The sequence below is a fragment of the Acinetobacter sp. BD54 genome (assembly GCF_044778325.1).
GTDB classification, from domain to species: Bacteria; Pseudomonadota; Gammaproteobacteria; order Pseudomonadales; family Moraxellaceae; genus Acinetobacter; species Acinetobacter baumannii.
Map to the genome: position 1 here is coordinate 31,824 of NZ_JANJEP010000017.1, position 16,898 is coordinate 48,721.

The following is a 16,898-nucleotide window of genomic DNA, read 5'->3' on the forward strand; positions in this document are numbered from 1 at the left end:
TACATAGTGATTCTTATTAGGCATTTTCTATAAAATCAGGTTGTTCTCCTTTCCTTTCAAACAGCGCGTTTAAGGAATGGTTCTTACTAGAACCATTCTTCTGACATATTGAGTGGAGTGGTCTCTACCGGATCAAGTACCGCTAACCAACTTATAATTTTCGGCATTTCCCAGCCAAAGAAATAATCACACGCGGCAAGCTTCCCATGCAGAAAATCAGGATCTGTTGAGTTCGGCATGAGTTTATGAATGACTACCGCTTGATCAAGCCATAACCACCCCACCACAAGATGCCCAAAAGCTTCCAGATAATTGGCGGCATTTGCCAGTTGAAGTTCTACATCGGTTAATGCATGCAATTTCTCTGTTACATTTCGGATGAGTTGCCACTTTTGGTCTAATTGATCTGCATGATCTTTTAAAGAAGGCTCAGCTTTGGCTTGTGCGATCGTATTCATGATTTTTTCATGTAATAGCTTCATCGACAGCCCCTGATTAAGACGAGTTTTTCGTCCTAATAAATCGAGCGCCTGAATGCCAAATGTTCCTTCGTGAATGGGGTTGAGTCGATTGTCCCGATAAAACTGTTCAACATTATATTCACGGGTATAACCGTAGCCGCCATGAACTTGAATGGCTAAATCATTTGCCACAAGCCCCCATTCAGAAGACCAGCTTTTCACCACTGGCGTTAATAGATCAAGTAATTGATGGGCTTGATCGCGTTGCTCGGCATCTTCAAGAGAGTGGATATCATCGGTTAATCGGGCTGCATATAGGCACAGTGCCAACGCACCTGAGACATATGCTTTTTGCGCCAAGAGCATACGGCGAACATCCGCATGTTGAATGAGCGGAATTTGTGGAGAACTCGGATTGCGTTCACTACGAGAACGACCTTGTACTCGAGTTTTTGCATAATCTAAAGCATGAAGATAACCTGTATATCCCAATGCTGCTGCCCCAAGTCCAACCGAAATTCGGGCTTCATTCATCATATGGAACATATAGGCCAGCCCTTTACCAGCTTCGCCGACTAGTTCACCAATTGCGCCTGCTTCTCCTTCGGGTGTGAAACGACCTTCCCCAAAATTCAGCACACAATTCACAGTTCCCCGATAACCCATCTTGTGGTTAATTCCAGCTAATACCACATCATTACGTTCACTTGGCTGTCCATTTTCATCGAGTAATTTGCGCGGTACGGTAAACAGAGAAATTCCTTGCACACCTGCTGGTAATTGTCCATTTTCATCTGGAATTTTTGCCAAAACCAAATGAACAATATTGTCAGAGATATCGTGCTCGCCGCCTGAAATCCACATTTTGTTTCCAAACAAACGATAACGACCATCTTTTGTTTTAATCGCACGTGTACGAATATCAGCCAGACTTGAACCTGCTTGCGGCTCCGATAAACACATCGTTCCGAAGCATTTGCCTTCTATCATGGCGTTGACATAGAGCTTAACTTTTTCAGGTTCACCATGAGCCATTAATAAATTTGCATTACCAATAGTTAAAAAGGCATAGCCCGCTGTTCCTGAATTGGCACCGAGTAGATATGCCATACCTGCACGCTCAATGGTATTGGGTAAGTTCATTCCATTCCAATCTGACGGAAACGCTGCACTCATCAAACCTGCATCAGCAAAGGCCTTAAGTGCGAACCCGACTTCAGGATTAACAATTACACGCTCACCATCAAAAACAGGTTCGTTACTGTCATTTTTTTTATTATGAGGAGCAAATAAATCGGTTGCCAAAGCCTCGTAAACGTTTAAAACAGACGTATATTCAAAACGGTCCTGTCCTGCAAAAGAATTGCGTTGGCTGAGTTCTTCAACTTTTAGCCAATCGAATAGCAAAAAATCGACATCACGGCGGGAGAGAATTAATTCATTGCTCATGGTTTATTCCTATACATTTACAAGTGTAAGCCACTCGGCCACAAGTGCTGGTTTTGCCTGATCTTCGATTTCAATCGTGACTTCCATGATCAACTGATAACTTCCCTCATTTTTTTGGGAAACATTTTTTAAGTGAAAATTTCCACGCACCCGCTTACCGCTATGTACAGGACTAATAAAACGCAAATTATTGATGCCATAATTCACACCAGATTTCTGCCCCTGTACAGTCGGCAAGACTTGAGCGGCCATCGCTGAAAGTAAAGAGAGTGTTAAAAAACCGTGGGCAATCGTGCCACCAAAAGGTGTCTGACGAGCAGCTTCTTCATCCACATGAATAAATTGATGATCTTGTGTGACATCCGCAAAGGTATTAATCATGTTTTGATCAATGGGCATCCATTGCGAGCTACCTAATTCTTGACCTTGCAACTCAACCAGTTGGTCGATGCTTAATGTATTTTTTGTCAAAATTACTCTCCTGCCATTAATGAAGCTTTTTTCAGCTCAAGCTCACCTTGAGCGCCTCCTCTGACAGGCACAAACTCACCTGTTCGGTCTGCAACATCAGCTAAACGTTGTGCTAAAACATGCGGAACCTGTTCATCCGTACCTAAATAAATTCCTTGAGTAAGGGTAATGTGGGCAGCTTCAAAACTACCTGCGCCCGCACAAAGAATCATACGAGTCGGTGCATCTTCGCTAACCAAAGTCGCGATTGCAGGACTGACCGCACTTGGAGCAAGAGCTTTAAGGGCTTCTTCGGGTAATAATCCTTCAAGCATACGAGTTGCTGCTGTTGGTGCTAGACAATTTACCCGAACATTAGATTTTTCACCTTCTAAAGCCAGTGTCTGCATGAGTCCAACCAATGCCATTTTTGCAGCACTATAGTTGGACTGCCCAAAGTTGCCATATAGACCAGATGATGAAGTCGTCATAACAATACGACCATATTTTTGCTCGCGCATGATATCCCATACCGCTTTTGTGCAATTTACTGCCCCCATTAAGTGGACATCAATCACGGTACGAAAGTCATCTAGTGACATTTTGCTAAAAGTTTTATCTCGAAGAATTCCAGCGTTATTAATTAAAATATCTACACGTCCCCAACGGGCAATGGTTTCATCTACCATCTGTTGAACTTGTTCAATATCAGTGACTGAAGCACCATTTGCCATCGCCTCGCCACCAGCCGCAATAATTTCATCCACGACTTTTTGGGCCGCCATGGTTGAGCCACCTTTTCCGTTTACATCGCTACCAAGATCATTCACGACCACTTTTGCACCCAAACGTGCCAGTAACAATGCATGTTCCCGCCCTAGACCTGCGCCTGCACCTGTAACAATAGCCACTCGATTGCTTAAATTAATTGTCATGATTTTTTCCTAAACATATGAATAAGATGTATTTAATAAATGTTTTAATAAGCTGTCACGCCGCCATCAATCGCAATGGCTTGACCTGTGAGATATGAGTTTTCTTTGGCACACATCATCAGCATCATTGCCACCACTTCGCTTGGATGGCCAAGACGCTTCATTGGCGAGGCCTGCGCTAAAAAGTCCTGCTTCTCTTTGAGTTCACTGTCGACCACCATCGGGGTGGTTGTATAAAATGGACAAATTGCATTAACTCGAATGCCTTTATTTGCATATTCAATCGCTGCTGTTTTGGTTAATCCCACCACAGCATGCTTTGCCGCAGAATAGGCAGCCAATTTGGGAGCCGCACCTAAACCTGCAACTGAAGCAACATTCAGAATAATGCCATCACCTTGTTGCAACATCTGACGAATTTGATGCTTCATTCCAAAGAACACACCTTTGGCATTGACGGCAAAACTCAAATCCAGATCTGCTTCATCGGTATCAATAAAGCTTTTCATAGGCGGACTCATACCTGCATTATTGATCCCGACATCGACTCTACCAAACTGAGTAACTGCACTTTGCACCAAAGCCTGTACATCTGCTTCACAGCTGACATCACACACTTGCGCAACCACTTCCACTCCTGCTTGGCGTAGCGGTTCAACTACGGTATTTAACCCTTCAATATTCAAGTCACCCAACACTAATTTTGAACCATACTTTGCCAGTTGCTCTGCCAGCAATGCACCAAATCCACTCGCCGCACCTGTGATTAAGACCACTTGACCTGAATAATGTTCGTACATTGCTATTTCTCCCTAAATAGTTAAACCGCCATCAACCACAATACATTCACCATTGGTGTAACTCGCAGCATCGGACACTAGATACAATACGGTACCTGCCATTTCACGTGGTTCTGCGTGACGGCGTAATGGAATTGTGTCCATCCAGCTTTTATAAATATCTTCATTTTCAAATAGTGCCGAAGCAAATTTGGTCTTGGTAAGACCCGGCAATAAAGCATTCACTCGAATGCCCAATGGTCCACATTCTTTTGCAAAGGCTTTGGTCATATTCACCACCGCAGCTTTGGTAATAGAATAAATACCTTGTCGATCTCCGGGTTGCAGGGCATTTACAGATGCGGTATTAACAATTGCACCGCCACCCTGTTCTTTCATTAATTTACCTGCCTCAACAGACATGAAGAAATATCCACGAATGTTGACTTCAACCGTTTTGTTATAGGCCCCAATATCTGTATCCAGAATATGCCCAAAATAAGGGTTGGCAGCTGCATTATTGACTAAAATATCTAAACGACCATGTTCTTTACGAATATATTCAAAAATTTCTGCAATATCTTCGAGTTTACCCACATGACAAGCGACTGCCTCCGCTTTACCATTTGCTGCAATAATTTCATTAGCAACACGTTGGCAATCTTCAACTTTCCGACTAGAGACAATTACATGTGCACCTTGTTCAGCTAAAAGTTTGGCAATTTCCTCGCCAATGCCGCGACTTGCACCTGTAACTAAAGCTATTTTTCCAGTCAAATCAAATAAATGTGTTGCCATATCATTTCCTTATGTTCATAGGTTTTATAAAAATTAGTTGTAATCAATGTTTCTAAATGTGGTTACCACAAGCGCTACATTCAAAATTCACGGTTTTAATCACTCTATTTCTTACGCTATTTCCTGACCATATCTAACTTGTTACAATGAATAAAATGAATTGTTTGAATAACAAAGTATGAATGAAATGAATAATAATATTGCCTCTCTTGCTCGTATTGACCTGAATTTATTTCGTGTATTTGTGGCAATTTATAAAGAAAAAAATCTAACACGGGCCAGTGAACAACTTTATCTAAGTCAACCTGCTGTTAGCCATGCTTTGGCACGTTTACGTGATCATTTTAATGATCCATTATTTATTCGAGATGGACACGGTGTTGTTCCATCACCTTTAGCCAAACGTTTATGGCCTAAAATTGAACAGTCATTACAACTTATACATCAAGCAATTCAGAGCACACATGACTTTGTGCCAGCACGAGATTTAAAGCATCTCACAATTGCTATGAATGATGAGTATGAAGGAATTTTTTTACCCTCTATTATTCAGCACTTGACTCAATTTAATCCTAATTTGCAGTTAAATAGCGTACGCATTGATCGTAAAAACTTAAGACATGAGCTTTCTACGGGGAAAATCGATTTTGCGATTGATGTTCAACATTCGGTTGAAGATAGCATTGGTTATGAATGCCTTACTAAAGATCAATTTGTAGTAATAAGTCGTAAACAGCATCCCTTATTATCCAAAACGAACCTAACCAAAGAAATTTATTTAGAAGCTAAGCACATTACAGTGTCCTCTCGTCCCACAGGTCGTGTTTTTGAAGATTTTTTCTTATCTAAACAAGGTATCAAAAGAACGATTAGTTTCCGCTGCCAACAATATGAAACGGCAATCCGTTTAATTACACAAATGGACCATTTACTCACGATTCCTCAATGTCAAATTGCTCATTTTAAAGATACTTACCCTCAAATTAAGGTACATGCGCTACCGATAGATATTGTTGGATATCAAATGAATTTATATTGGGATCAACAAAAGTCCCATGAACACCAAATCGTATGGTGTAAGAGCCAAATATTGCAGCTTATGAATAGTTTATAAAATAGTAAAGTTATGACCGTAAAATTCTATTTCGCTTGCACTGCTCATACTTTCATGTATGATTGAGTAATCACTCAATTATTTTATTTGTATATGGCTCGTCCTCGTAGCGAAGATAAACGTAATGCAATTTTAAGCGCTGCTATCGAAACATTGGCAGAGCTTGGCGAGCGTGCGTCTACCTCAAAAATTGCCAAAGTTGCTGGCGTAGCAGAAGGTACTTTATTTACCTACTTTAGTAATAAAGAAGAGCTGCTTAACCAGTTATATCTTTCGCTAAAAGCTGAGTTACGTCAGGTCATGATGCATGGTTACCCGACTAACGCTGACTTGCAAACACAAATGTCGCACATTTGGCAAAGCTATTTGGACTGGAGTTTAGAAGCTCCCCTTAAACGTAAAGTGATGGCGCAACTTTCCACCTCGGAACAAATTACCGAGCAAAGTAAACAAATTGGTATGCAAACCTTTTGTGATTTTACTCAAAACATTCAAGAATGTATTAATGACGGCAAATTAAGAGATTATCCGCCGTTATTTATTGCTTCAATTTTAGGTGCGCTTGCCGAAGTTACACTTAATTTTATTGCCCAAGACCCTTCTCAAGCCGAGCGTTACCGCAAATCAGGTTTTGAAGCCTTTTGGCATGCAGTTTCAATATAGATAAAAAATAAGGATGCGCGGCATTCTTATTTTTAAACCAATTAATGAGTGAGTAAATACTCATTTAAATAAATCAAAATAAGCACTTATCCCAAGTTCTTATTTGTACATATAGGTTTGTTCCAATAAGGAAAAACAAAATGACTATTTCAAACACAACAGACTTGCCTGCTCCCTTAATGCCATCACAGCAACACAATGGCAAATTTAGAAATACGCGTCCAAACCAACACAAGCCTTCTTTTGGCAAAACGCTTCAACTTATGTGGAAGTTTCTATTTAACAAACCTAAAGACACTGTTCCAAACAAAGCAATTCCTGTTTTAAGTTTGTCAAAAGAACAATTATTAAGTGCGCCTGACCGCTCTCTATTTCGTTTGGGCCACTCAACCATTTTGTTAAAACTGCAAAATGAGTTTTGGTTAACCGACCCTGTTTTTTCGGAGCGTGCCTCACCTTTTCAATGGATTGGTCCAAAACGTTTTCACCAACCACCGATTAGCATTGCAAACTTACCACCCATTAAAGGCGTGATTTTGTCGCATAACCACTACGACCATCTAGACTACCATGCGGTCATGCAGCTTAACGATAAAGTTGAGCATTTCTTAACACCACTTGGTGTAGGCGACACCCTTATTAAATGGGGAATTCCAGCAGAAAAGGTTCAGCAGCTCGACTGGTGGGACACTACACATGTAGATGGACTCGAACTGGTGGCTACCCCTGCCCATCATTTTTCAGGCCGTGGAATGGGTGATAGCAATGCTACGCTTTGGGCGTCGTGGGTGATTATTGATAATGACTTACGTGTATTTTTTAGCGGTGACACGGGATATTTTGACGGTTTTAAAGAGATTGGACATCGTTACGGTCCTTTCGATCTGACCATGTTAGAAACTGGTGCTTACGACCCCGAATGGCCCGATGTTCATATGCAACCAGAGCAAACTTTACAAGCTTATATCGATTTAAAAGGACGTCATTTGTTGCCTGTGCACAATGGTACTTTCGACTTGGCACTTCATGCTTGGGACGACCCTTTTGAACGTATTGTCGCTTTGGCTCAACAAAATAATTTAGCGATTAGCACACCGCAAATGGGTGAATTATTGAACTTAGAGGAACCAAATATTGAAAATTATTGGTGGCGTTCGTAAGTTTTCCGATAATTTTTTAAATTATTTATCCTATTAAATTTCAATTTAAAGGTATTTAAATTCAGTTATATACCCTACACATCTAGCCTTAATACCACTTTCAAACAAAACTAGGACAAACTTTGTCTTAGTTTTATTGTTGACTTAAAACACAGACTACATTAGTCTGTGTTTATAGTTGATCAATTATGAAATTAAATGGCTTATATCACTAGTAGCGTCGAGTATGCGATTCACTGTCTTCTTTTTCTTGTGAACAATGAAGATAAACCTTTGAGTAGTAAGGATCTTGCTGAATTACAAGGAGTTTCTCCGAGTTTTATGGCCAAGATTTTTCCCAAACTTGAAAAGGCAGGTCTGGTTGTTGCTCAAGAAGGTATTCGCGGCGGCTATTTACTGGCTCGATCTGCCCACAAAATCAGTTTTTTAGATATCGTGAATGCAATCGAAGGTGAAAAACCGCTTTTTGAGTGCCAAGAAGTGCGTGGTAAATGTGCAGTCTTTAACAGTGCCCCGCCAGATTGGGCAACCAGTGGTGTGTGTGCCGTACATGCTGTCATGCTACAAGCCGAAAAAGCTATGCGAGACGCTTTAGGTGCTCATACACTTGGCGATATTGCAGACCGTTTTGGCCGTTATGCACCCGACGTATTTTTTAGTGATGTAAATGGTTGGATCAACGAGCGCATTGAAGGAAGAACAGCAAAAATGCGGAAAAGTAAAATATCGCGGGATACTCCCGACTAATGAGCTAATAAGCCTCAAATACTAAAGTAAAACATCCCTAATCCGTTTTAAACGCCTTCTCAGATTTTTTCGGACAATCAGAGAATGGATTCGCTCACCCTAAATTTTATGATGAGCTGGAACGTGTTGTCCGAAAAATCGATCAAAAGGATAATCCAATGAGTAAGCGTATTATTATTGCTGGTTCTGGCTTTGCAGGTTTATGGGCTGCACTCGCTGCACAAAGAGCAATCCATTTAGCATCACAAGAACAAAACATTGAAGTGATGATGGTTTCCCCTAGTCCAAATGTCGGGATTCGTCCTCGTCTTTATGAAGCTGTGCTTGAAAACATGAACCCTGATATTTCAGAGTTATTAAGCGTGGTTGGGGTTAAATTTCTGGCAGGTTGGGTAAATAAAATTGATGTCAACCAACAAACTATCGAAGTTGCAACCACCGGTGGCAGCAAACAAAATTTAAGCTATGACCGTTTTGTTCTGGCAACCGGAAGTACGACTTTTATGCCACCTATACCGGGTCTAAAAGAATATGGATTTAGCGTAAATACATTAGAAGATGCTGAAAAACTGGACCAACATCTTAAAAATTTAGCCAACAAACCTGCAAATGCAGCCCGTAATACTGTAGTCGTTGCTGGTGGTGGTCTTACTGGGTTAGAAACTGTGACCGAAATACCTGAACGTTTGCGTAGCATTTTAGGTGAAACTGATGTCCGTGTGGTTTTGGTTGATTCCTCAACAGACATTGGTGCGGCAATGGGTGACCAAGCTGCGACTGTTATTCGAGAGGCCCTTAATGAACTCGGTGTTGAAGGTAAAGCTGGGCTAAGAGTTACTGCGCTAGATGCCACTGGCGTAACGCTTTCTAACGGCGAAAAAGTTGAAACAGAAACCGTGATCTGGACTGCCGGCATGCGGGCTAACCCCCTCACTTCTCAAATTGCTGGTGAAAAAGATAATTTAGGCCGTTTGATTGGGGATGCTTATTTACATGCACCTGAAGCAAAAAACATTTTTGTGACTGGCGATACTGTAAAAGTTCCAACCGATGATTTAGGCAATTTTAATGTGATGTCGTGTCAGCATGCTATGAGCTTAGGCCGTGTGGCGGGTTACAACGCTGCGGCAGAATTGGTTGATTTACCACTTCATCCATACAGCCAACCAAAGTATGTCACTTGTGTTGACTTAGGTCCTTGGGGCGCACTTTATACTGAAGGTTGGGATCGACAAGTTCAATTTGTGCGTGAAGAAGCGAAAAAAATTAAACAGGAAATTAATACTGTTTGGATTTATCCACCAGTTGCAGACCGTGAAGCAGTTTTTGCAATAGCAAACCCTGATTTTGTGATTGTTCCTTAAGCTTAATTTTTTACACCAATCCATTTATTTAAAACCCTAAAAGCAAGCCCATCGCTGTTTTGCTTTTAGGGTTTATATTTGAATCATTAAATTATGACTTTTCTAGCTCTTCTATTATCGCTAAAGCTGTCTTTTTAGCTGAAAACGGGTTTTGCCCCGTAATTAACTTACCGTCTTGAACGACATACGGTGCAAAAGGAATAAAAGCCTTTTCATAACGAGCACCATATTCTTTCGCTAACTCTTCGGCATTATATGGCACTTTTTTTGCCACCCCTGCCAAAACTTCTTCACTCCATGCAAAGCCTGTTAACTTTTTGCCTTTTATAAGTCGTTCGTCATTGGAAAGTCTGACATTGAGCAAGCCACAGTAGCCATGACAAACACTCGAAACAATACCGCCTTTTTCATAAATATTTTTGGTGATTTCTTGCAGTTCAGGGTTATCTAAAAAATCCCACATCACACCATGACCACCTGTGTAATAGATCACGTCATAGTCTTGCCAATTAATATCGGAAGGCTTAAAAGTATTTGCCAACAGCGTAATAAAAGCTTGATCATTTTCTCGATCTTTAACTGATTTATCTGCCACTAAAGGCGCAAGTGATTTAGGTTCAATCGGAGTTTTTCCGCCATTTGGGCTGACAATATCTTGCACATAACCTTGCTTTTCAAACTCATCATAAGCATGAGTGAGCTCCCCTAACCACAGCCCTGTTGGTTCATCGACATTCTTATAGCGTGAAACATTGGTCACGACATGTAATATGCGTTTAGACATTTTCTCACCTCATTCTTCATATTTATAATTCTATCTTTTATCTATCAAAACATAGAAAGCTGTTACTGAAAGTGTGCGCTTAGTAAAGTTATGAACCTTGCTTTTACATTACTATAAGTCTAAAGTTAACTTTAATGTCAATAGAGTATGTGGCTATGAATATTAGCGAGTTATCAAAACTAAGTGGTTTAAGTACCCCTACAATTCGTTATTATGAGCAAATCAAACTCTTGCCTAAAGCAAAAAGAAAATCGAATGGCTACCGTGAATATACTGATAATGATTTGAAACAACTTTCTTTAATTCAGCAAGCCCAGCAAGTTGGCTTTTCTTTAGCAGAAATTAAATCATTTTTACCGTCAAAGGTAACTACTTGGAACCATGACGCACTCATCCAAACACTTGAATCTAAAATTCAGGAAATCGAACTTTTAGAACAAAAGCTAAAAGTCAGTAAGCAAAACTTACGTACTATGGTTGAAGCAATTAATAACAAACCCGATGAAATTACCTGTGAAGAAAATGCCGAACGTCTCATGAATCTCTATTACGATAAATCAAAAACTCCGTAATTCCTTAAAGGTATATTGACCTTAAAGTGTGCTTTAAACATACGATGGATCACAGGTGATAGATGAGGAACCTGTGATGTTTAAAGTTTGGGATTTTAAGCGTTGGTTAACAATTATTTTTGCTATTTTTTTGACTACCAATGTGGCACATGCCACAGAGTCAGACAAAGCTCAGAGCCTTGCCAAAGCAAATGGAAAAATTTTAGTCGTGATGACCAATCACTCGGCTTACCCTTCCCGTTCGGATAAAACAGGACTTTGGCTGACTGAACTCACTCATTTTTACGATGTCGCTTTGGCTGCTGGCTATGACATGGATTTTGTAAGTCCATTAGGCGGTCAAGTGCCGTTAGATGAGCGTAGTTTAAAGTCTATTTACTTAGACAAATCCGCTCGTCAGCATTTAGCTGACCCAGCATTTATGCAGAAGTTGAAAACGACATTGGCTCCGAACACGATTAATCCTACCCAGTACAAAGCTATTTACTATACGGGTGGACACGGTACCATGTGGGATTTCCCAAACAATAAAGCTTTGCAAAACATTAGCGAACAGATCTATCGCCAAGGTGGGATTGTTTCAGCGGTCTGTCATGGCGTAGGTGGTTTATTACCTCTACAGGATGACAATGGTAAACCACTAATTTCGGGTAGAACTGTTACTGGTTTTGCAAATATTGAAGAAACATTATCGGGTATTAAGTCTCAAGTTCCTTTTTCTTTACAAAACGGACTCATTGAACGTGGAGCAAACTACAAAGAAGCATCTGTTCCATTTACTTCGTATGTGGTTTCAGACGACAGAATTATTACTGGACAAAACCCACAGTCGAGTAAAGAAATTGCTGAAGCAGTCGTTAAGCGTTTAAGTACCCTTCAATAAATTGATAAAATATTCATATTAAAAAGCCAATTACAGATTAACTCTCTAATTGGCTTTTCTTTTAAGTAATAATCAGTGGACCTGAACCCGGCAGCTCAGTCACTAGCTTATAACCCATCAGTTTTGCGGGTGTATATGTACCGCCTTTAACGGTATTGTTGAGCAAATAATTCACCACAGTCAGTGAGCCATTTACGGTAAGGCTATAAGCGTTTTCCGTTTGGATGCGGGCGGTTTTTATTTCCCCACGTGTATTTCTTGCTTCTCCCCAAACATAGGTGGGTACTTTCGCGCGGAGTTCCTCATTTGGTCCAACAACCGTTTTTTCAATACGTGATTTAATAAACTTTTGCACGGCATTGAGTTTTAATACAGGGCGGAAGCAGTTCATCATTTTCGCACCAAAAATCATTTTGGGAGGCGCAGGAACAAATACTTCAATGTTTGGAATACCCGTTGTATAAAACGCTGTAGATACATCTCCCCACGGAACGCTCATAGCACTTTTTTTACCATCACCGAAATCGATAGTACGGACATAATGTGCTAATGGAACAGTGGTAATTTTTCCGTCTTTACGAATTTTGCCGCCTTCGGCCATACCTTCTGTAGTTGTTTTTGCCGTACCTGGTGAGAGCCCTGTTTTTGAATCAAAACCAAGCGCCAAATGGGTCGCATCTGGCAGTGCTTCTTTGAGCGCAGCGGCAACGCAATCTGTCGGAATCACATCAAAACCAACACCTGGACAAAGCACAACATCGGCTTTTTCGGCTTGGCTGTTAAGTGACTGTGCCAACTCAAATACTGAGATTTCGCCCGTAATATCTAGATAGTGAGCACCTGCCTTTATACAAGCTTTCATCATGGGTTTCGATGTCGCGGAAAATGGCCCTGCACAGTGCATGACCAGTTTAAAGCCTTGGAGTTGTTCACTTACCGCATCCACGTTATCTAGCCCAAAAGCCTTATAACCAAGCCCCAACTCTTGAGCAAGTGCTTCAACCTTAGCTTTGTTACGACCAGCCAAAGTTGGTTTTAGACCTAGGCGTACAGCTTCACGAGCGATTAACTCGCCCGTGTAGCCATTTGCTCCATAAATTATCCAATTTGAAACATTCGGATTTGTCATAACACAACTCACTTATTAAGAAGCAAATGAATAGTCACGCATGCCTTTTTTGTATTGGCGAGTACGGCATGACATAGCTGATTGTTGCAAAATTAAAGCCCAAGCTGGTGAAACATTTGGTTTTGTTTTTTTACCTGCGCTTAAATTACGTAACTGGAATTTGACCACAGCCATATTGGCAAGTGAAGCCAATGTTTTATTTTCCCATGTAATTGGTGTGAGTTCAGGTGAAATATTTTGGCCTTGTTTCCAAGCATTTGGCAAATTAGGTTCAATGGCTAAAGCTGTGGCAATACCGACCATATCTACACCATTTTCAATTACTTTTTCTGCCACTTGTTTACGGCGTATCCCACCTGTCACCATAACAGGCATTTTGGCAACTTTACGAATCTCATGCGCAAATTCTAAAAAGTAAGCTTCACGAGCAAGTGTACGGCCATCACGTGCTTGACCTTGCATTGCAGGTGCTTCATAGGTACCGCCTGAAAGTTCAACCAAATCGACTGTATGCGCATTTAATATTTTAACCACTTGTTGAGCATCTTCAGCGCTAAACCCACCACGTTGGAAATCGGCTGAATTTAGTTTCACTGCCACAGTAAACTGAGGCGAAACCACTTTACGAACAGCTTTAACAATCTCAATTAAAATGCGAGCGCGGTTTTCTAAAGAACCACCCCATTGATCTTGGCGTTTATTACTCAGTGGAGAAAGAAACTGGCTTAATAAATAACCATGCGCTGCATGAATTTCTACACCCGTAAATCCTGCTTTTTCACCTAAACGCGCCGTGTTTGCAAAACGCTGAATCACCTCTGCAATCATAGATTCAGTCATTTCAATTGGCGTGTTGAAGCGATTTGACATTTTGCCAAGATCAAGTGAAATAGCTGATGGTGCCCACGTCTGCTGACCAAGATTGGCTTGCATTTGGCGACCCGGATGGTTAATTTGAAGCCACATCTGAGCGCCTTTTGAGCGCCCAATTTGTGCCCATTTTTTAAAAGTATCTAGATGCTTTTCATCTTCAAGCACTACGCCGCCCGGTCCAGTCATCGCTCGGCGGTCTACCATTACATTTCCGGTAATGATTAGACCTACGCCACCATTTGCCCAAGCCTGATATAAACGCATTAATTCTTCTGATGGTGCATGGTTTAAATCAGCCATGTTTTCTTCCATTGCTGCTTTAGCAATACGGTTAGGAACATATGAGCCATTTGGGAATACTAATTTTTCGAACACTTTCATTGGTATGACCTCATTCAGTATGACTTTACTTTAAGATTAAAGCTAACTTTAATGTCAATACCTTTTATTATTTCTATATTTATTACTTTCAATTTCAGTAATTTATAAATAAAAAAGAGGCACTTAATATGCCTCTTTTTTAAAGTTTATAGCTTTAAATTATTCACGAATAAATGCCAACAAGTCAGCATTAATCACTTCATGGTTTACGGTTAACATACCGTGAGAAAAACCTGGGTAGATTTTGAGTTGGCTATTTTGAAGTAACTCAGCAGATTTTACGCCAGAAGTTTTATACGGCACGATCTGGTCGTCGTCACCATGTAATACCAAAACAGGAATGGTGATTTTCTTTAAATCTTCGGTGAAGTCAGTTTGTGAGAATGCCACAATACCATCGTAATGTGCTTTTGCACTACCCGTCATACCCTGACGCCACCAGTTCGAAATGATACCTTCAGATGGTTTCGCATCTGGTCGGTTAAAACCATAGAACGGGCCAGATGGAAGATCACGGAAAAATTGCGCACGGTTTGTGAGTACTTGATTTTGAAGGTCATCAAAAACTTCTTTTGGTAAACCTTCGGGATTATTTTCAGTTTTAACCATTAGTGGAGGAACTGCACTCACAAGGACTGCTTTGTTAATATTTTCCTGACCATGACGTGCAATATAGCGGACTACCTCGCCACCACCAGTTGAGTGTCCAATATGAATTGCATTTTTAATGTTCAGATGTTTAACCACTTCTGCAACATCATCTGCATAATGGTCCATATCGTGGCCATCCCACACCTGACTTGAACGCCCATGGCCGCGTCTGTCATGAGCAACTACGCGGAAACCTTCTTTAAGGAAAAAAAGCAATTGTGTGTCCCAATCATCTGAACTTAAAGGCCAACCGTGATGAAAAAATAAAACTTGGGCATCGCGTGGCCCCCAGTCTTTATAGAAAATGTCTACGCCATCTTTTGTGGTTACATATCCCATCTTTGTACTCCTGCTGAAAATCTGCTTCTAGATTCGTTATAAAGGTATGAATATTTATCGTAAGATTAAAGTTAGCTTTAAGGTCAATAGCCTCAATCTTATTGTTAAAATAAAATTTATATGAAGACTCTACTGTACTCTGTATCTTTTTAATCTTTAATTGTTTTTTATTTTATTTCTTTTAAATGTCAAAGACTTTACAGCTAGAAATTAAAGTCTTGACTTTAAAGTGAACTTTAACCTTATAGTGCCGACATTGGCTATAAATTAACACGTCTTGATAAAGACAACGGTAGCTACGCGGTCAATTAATGTAAAGGTGAACTCCAATGAATATAAAACAACAATTTACTGAGGTTGAATTTGGACAACAAAAAATCAAAGTACCCAAAGGTGGTTATTATGACCGTTTTAGAATGAATCCCGATTTAGATGAAGTCGCTCAAGACCCTGCTGCTGGCAATATCGACTTTTTCCGTCATATTCCTAAAAAATTAGTTGAATCAAGAGTTGGACCTGTTTGGGCACCGAACTTTTATTATCGTAGTGCAAATGTTCAGCTATTAATGCTTGCTCCCATTAAACAGATTAAGGCAAAACTTCCTGATGCTTTAACGCCCTTACAACCATTTCCTGGTTATGGGTTAGTCGCCGTCACTTTTTTCTCTTATTCGGTTTGTGACAATGACCCGTATAACGAGGTGTCGATTGCGATTGTTGTACGTAAACCTAAGGCTCGTGGGCCTCACATCGCAGAGTTAATGAAATCGATGCGTCAACGCCACTTTCATGCACATGTTTTAGCTTTGCCTGTAGATACAGAAATTGCTAGAGTCCGTGGTGTATATGGTTACCAGTTACCAAAATGGTTAACAAAAATTGATATCGGTATTAGTTCAAAAGAGGTTCAAGCCAAAATTTTCGATGTTAATGGAAAATTGGATTTAAGTTTAAAAACCCGTGTACCGACTTTAAAACATGTCGATTCTGAAACACATATTAATAAAGCAACCATGCTACATATAGTCGATGGGAAATGGCATCAAACAGATGTTCAATCAAACGTTCTTTCTTTTGCGCAAAAGCTTTTTCCAAAGAAAGTACAATTTGTGAAAAATGGAGGCCCTTTGACAAAGTTGCTAAATGAACTTGGCGCTTCAAAAATTCTCCGCTTAGATGTTATTCAAGATGCCCAAGCAGTCCTTAATTTGCCTACTCCGTTATAAATCTATTCTTCGAGATATAAAAAGAGACCAACTCGTGGTCTCTTTTTATTTTTTAGATCGCTTCTCTGGTCATCTCACCATTGACCAATCTTAAAATCTGCAATGGGTTGCTGTCTTTTAAGGCTTCCGGCAATAAACTC

General features: G+C 40.4%; 17 protein-coding genes and 1 pseudogene. 8 read left to right on the top strand and 10 right to left on the bottom strand.

Annotation, left to right across the window (positions count from 1 at the left end):
* Window positions 1–86: 86 nt before the first annotated feature.
* The 5 genes from NQ782_RS18280 to NQ782_RS18300 are packed head-to-tail and all read right to left on the bottom strand — an operon-like array spanning window position 87 to window position 4,872.
* Window positions 87–1,910 (bottom strand): acyl-CoA dehydrogenase, encoded by a 1,824-nt coding sequence (locus tag NQ782_RS18280; protein ID WP_057092806.1) that lies wholly within the window; start codon window positions 1,908–1,910, stop codon window positions 87–89.
* Window positions 1,911–1,919: 9 nt separating this feature from the next.
* A complete protein-coding gene (locus tag NQ782_RS18285; protein WP_057051687.1) occupies window positions 1,920–2,381 on the bottom strand; it encodes a MaoC family dehydratase in 462 nt (153 codons plus the stop codon).
* A 2-nt stretch (window positions 2,382–2,383) separates the two neighbouring features.
* Window positions 2,384–3,295, bottom strand: a complete 912-nt coding sequence (locus NQ782_RS18290; RefSeq protein WP_000154576.1) for an SDR family NAD(P)-dependent oxidoreductase — start codon at window positions 3,293–3,295, stop codon at window positions 2,384–2,386.
* A gap of 44 nt (window positions 3,296–3,339) precedes the next feature.
* Window positions 3,340–4,095, bottom strand: coding sequence for an SDR family NAD(P)-dependent oxidoreductase (locus tag NQ782_RS18295; protein WP_000272931.1), 756 nt, complete (start codon window positions 4,093–4,095; stop codon window positions 3,340–3,342).
* Window positions 4,096–4,107: 12 nt separating this feature from the next.
* Complete coding sequence (locus tag NQ782_RS18300) at window positions 4,108–4,872, bottom strand: SDR family oxidoreductase (RefSeq protein WP_000190715.1); 765 nt, start codon at window positions 4,870–4,872, stop codon at window positions 4,108–4,110.
* A gap of 178 nt (window positions 4,873–5,050) precedes the next feature.
* Here NQ782_RS18300 and NQ782_RS18305 point away from each other — a divergent pair, with 178 nt between their 5' ends.
* From NQ782_RS18305 to NQ782_RS18325, 5 genes are all read left to right on the top strand, one after another.
* Window positions 5,051–5,986: a LysR family transcriptional regulator gene (locus NQ782_RS18305; RefSeq protein WP_057092808.1), complete on the top strand. Its 936-nt coding sequence runs from the start codon at window positions 5,051–5,053 to the stop codon at window positions 5,984–5,986.
* Window positions 5,987–6,079: 93 nt separating this feature from the next.
* Window positions 6,080–6,649, top strand: coding sequence for a TetR/AcrR family transcriptional regulator (locus tag NQ782_RS18310; RefSeq protein ID WP_032059457.1), 570 nt, complete (start codon window positions 6,080–6,082; stop codon window positions 6,647–6,649).
* A 140-nt stretch (window positions 6,650–6,789) separates the two neighbouring features.
* Window positions 6,790–7,809, top strand: a complete 1,020-nt coding sequence (locus NQ782_RS18315; protein ID WP_057092811.1) for an MBL fold metallo-hydrolase — start codon at window positions 6,790–6,792, stop codon at window positions 7,807–7,809.
* Window positions 7,810–8,007: 198 nt separating this feature from the next.
* Window positions 8,008–8,556 carry an Rrf2 family transcriptional regulator gene (locus NQ782_RS18320; RefSeq protein WP_057092981.1) on the top strand — a complete coding sequence of 183 codons (549 nt, stop codon included), beginning with the start codon at window positions 8,008–8,010 and terminating at the stop codon, window positions 8,554–8,556.
* Between the two features lie 158 nt (window positions 8,557–8,714).
* Window positions 8,715–9,920 (top strand): NAD(P)/FAD-dependent oxidoreductase, encoded by a 1,206-nt coding sequence (locus tag NQ782_RS18325; RefSeq protein ID WP_057092983.1) that lies wholly within the window; start codon window positions 8,715–8,717, stop codon window positions 9,918–9,920.
* Between the two features lie 91 nt (window positions 9,921–10,011).
* On the opposite strand, the gene NQ782_RS18330 is transcribed toward NQ782_RS18325, so the two are convergent.
* Window positions 10,012–10,704, bottom strand: a complete 693-nt coding sequence (locus NQ782_RS18330) for a type 1 glutamine amidotransferase domain-containing protein (RefSeq protein WP_057092985.1) — start codon at window positions 10,702–10,704, stop codon at window positions 10,012–10,014.
* 155 nt (window positions 10,705–10,859) lie between these two features.
* On the opposite strand from NQ782_RS18330, the gene NQ782_RS18335 reads away from it, so the two are divergent.
* Window positions 10,860–11,276: a MerR family transcriptional regulator gene (locus NQ782_RS18335; protein WP_001026795.1), complete on the top strand. Its 417-nt coding sequence runs from the start codon at window positions 10,860–10,862 to the stop codon at window positions 11,274–11,276.
* Window positions 11,277–11,352: 76 nt separating this feature from the next.
* Complete coding sequence (locus NQ782_RS18340) at window positions 11,353–12,159, top strand: type 1 glutamine amidotransferase domain-containing protein (RefSeq protein ID WP_057092987.1); 807 nt, start codon at window positions 11,353–11,355, stop codon at window positions 12,157–12,159.
* A gap of 61 nt (window positions 12,160–12,220) precedes the next feature.
* On the opposite strand, the gene NQ782_RS18345 is transcribed toward NQ782_RS18340, so the two are convergent.
* The 3 genes from NQ782_RS18345 to NQ782_RS18355 all read right to left on the bottom strand — a co-directional run bounded on the left by NQ782_RS18345 (window position 12,221) and on the right by NQ782_RS18355 (window position 15,532).
* On the bottom strand, window positions 12,221–13,288 hold the full coding sequence (locus NQ782_RS18345; protein ID WP_057092989.1) for a trans-acting enoyl reductase family protein: 1,068 nt from the start codon (window positions 13,286–13,288) through the stop codon (window positions 12,221–12,223).
* Between the two features lie 15 nt (window positions 13,289–13,303).
* Window positions 13,304–14,542, bottom strand: a complete 1,239-nt coding sequence (locus tag NQ782_RS18350) for an NADH:flavin oxidoreductase/NADH oxidase family protein (protein WP_057092991.1) — start codon at window positions 14,540–14,542, stop codon at window positions 13,304–13,306.
* A 159-nt stretch (window positions 14,543–14,701) separates the two neighbouring features.
* On the bottom strand, window positions 14,702–15,532 hold the full coding sequence (locus NQ782_RS18355; RefSeq protein ID WP_057092993.1) for an alpha/beta fold hydrolase: 831 nt from the start codon (window positions 15,530–15,532) through the stop codon (window positions 14,702–14,704).
* Between the two features lie 329 nt (window positions 15,533–15,861).
* Between NQ782_RS18355 and NQ782_RS18360 the strand changes: the two genes are divergently transcribed.
* Window positions 15,862–16,758, top strand: coding sequence for a hypothetical protein (locus NQ782_RS18360; RefSeq protein ID WP_004747046.1), 897 nt, complete (start codon window positions 15,862–15,864; stop codon window positions 16,756–16,758).
* 52 nt (window positions 16,759–16,810) lie between these two features.
* Here NQ782_RS18360 and NQ782_RS18365 read toward each other — a convergent pair.
* A pseudogene (locus NQ782_RS18365) lies at window positions 16,811–16,898 on the bottom strand (aldehyde dehydrogenase); the annotation flags it as partial.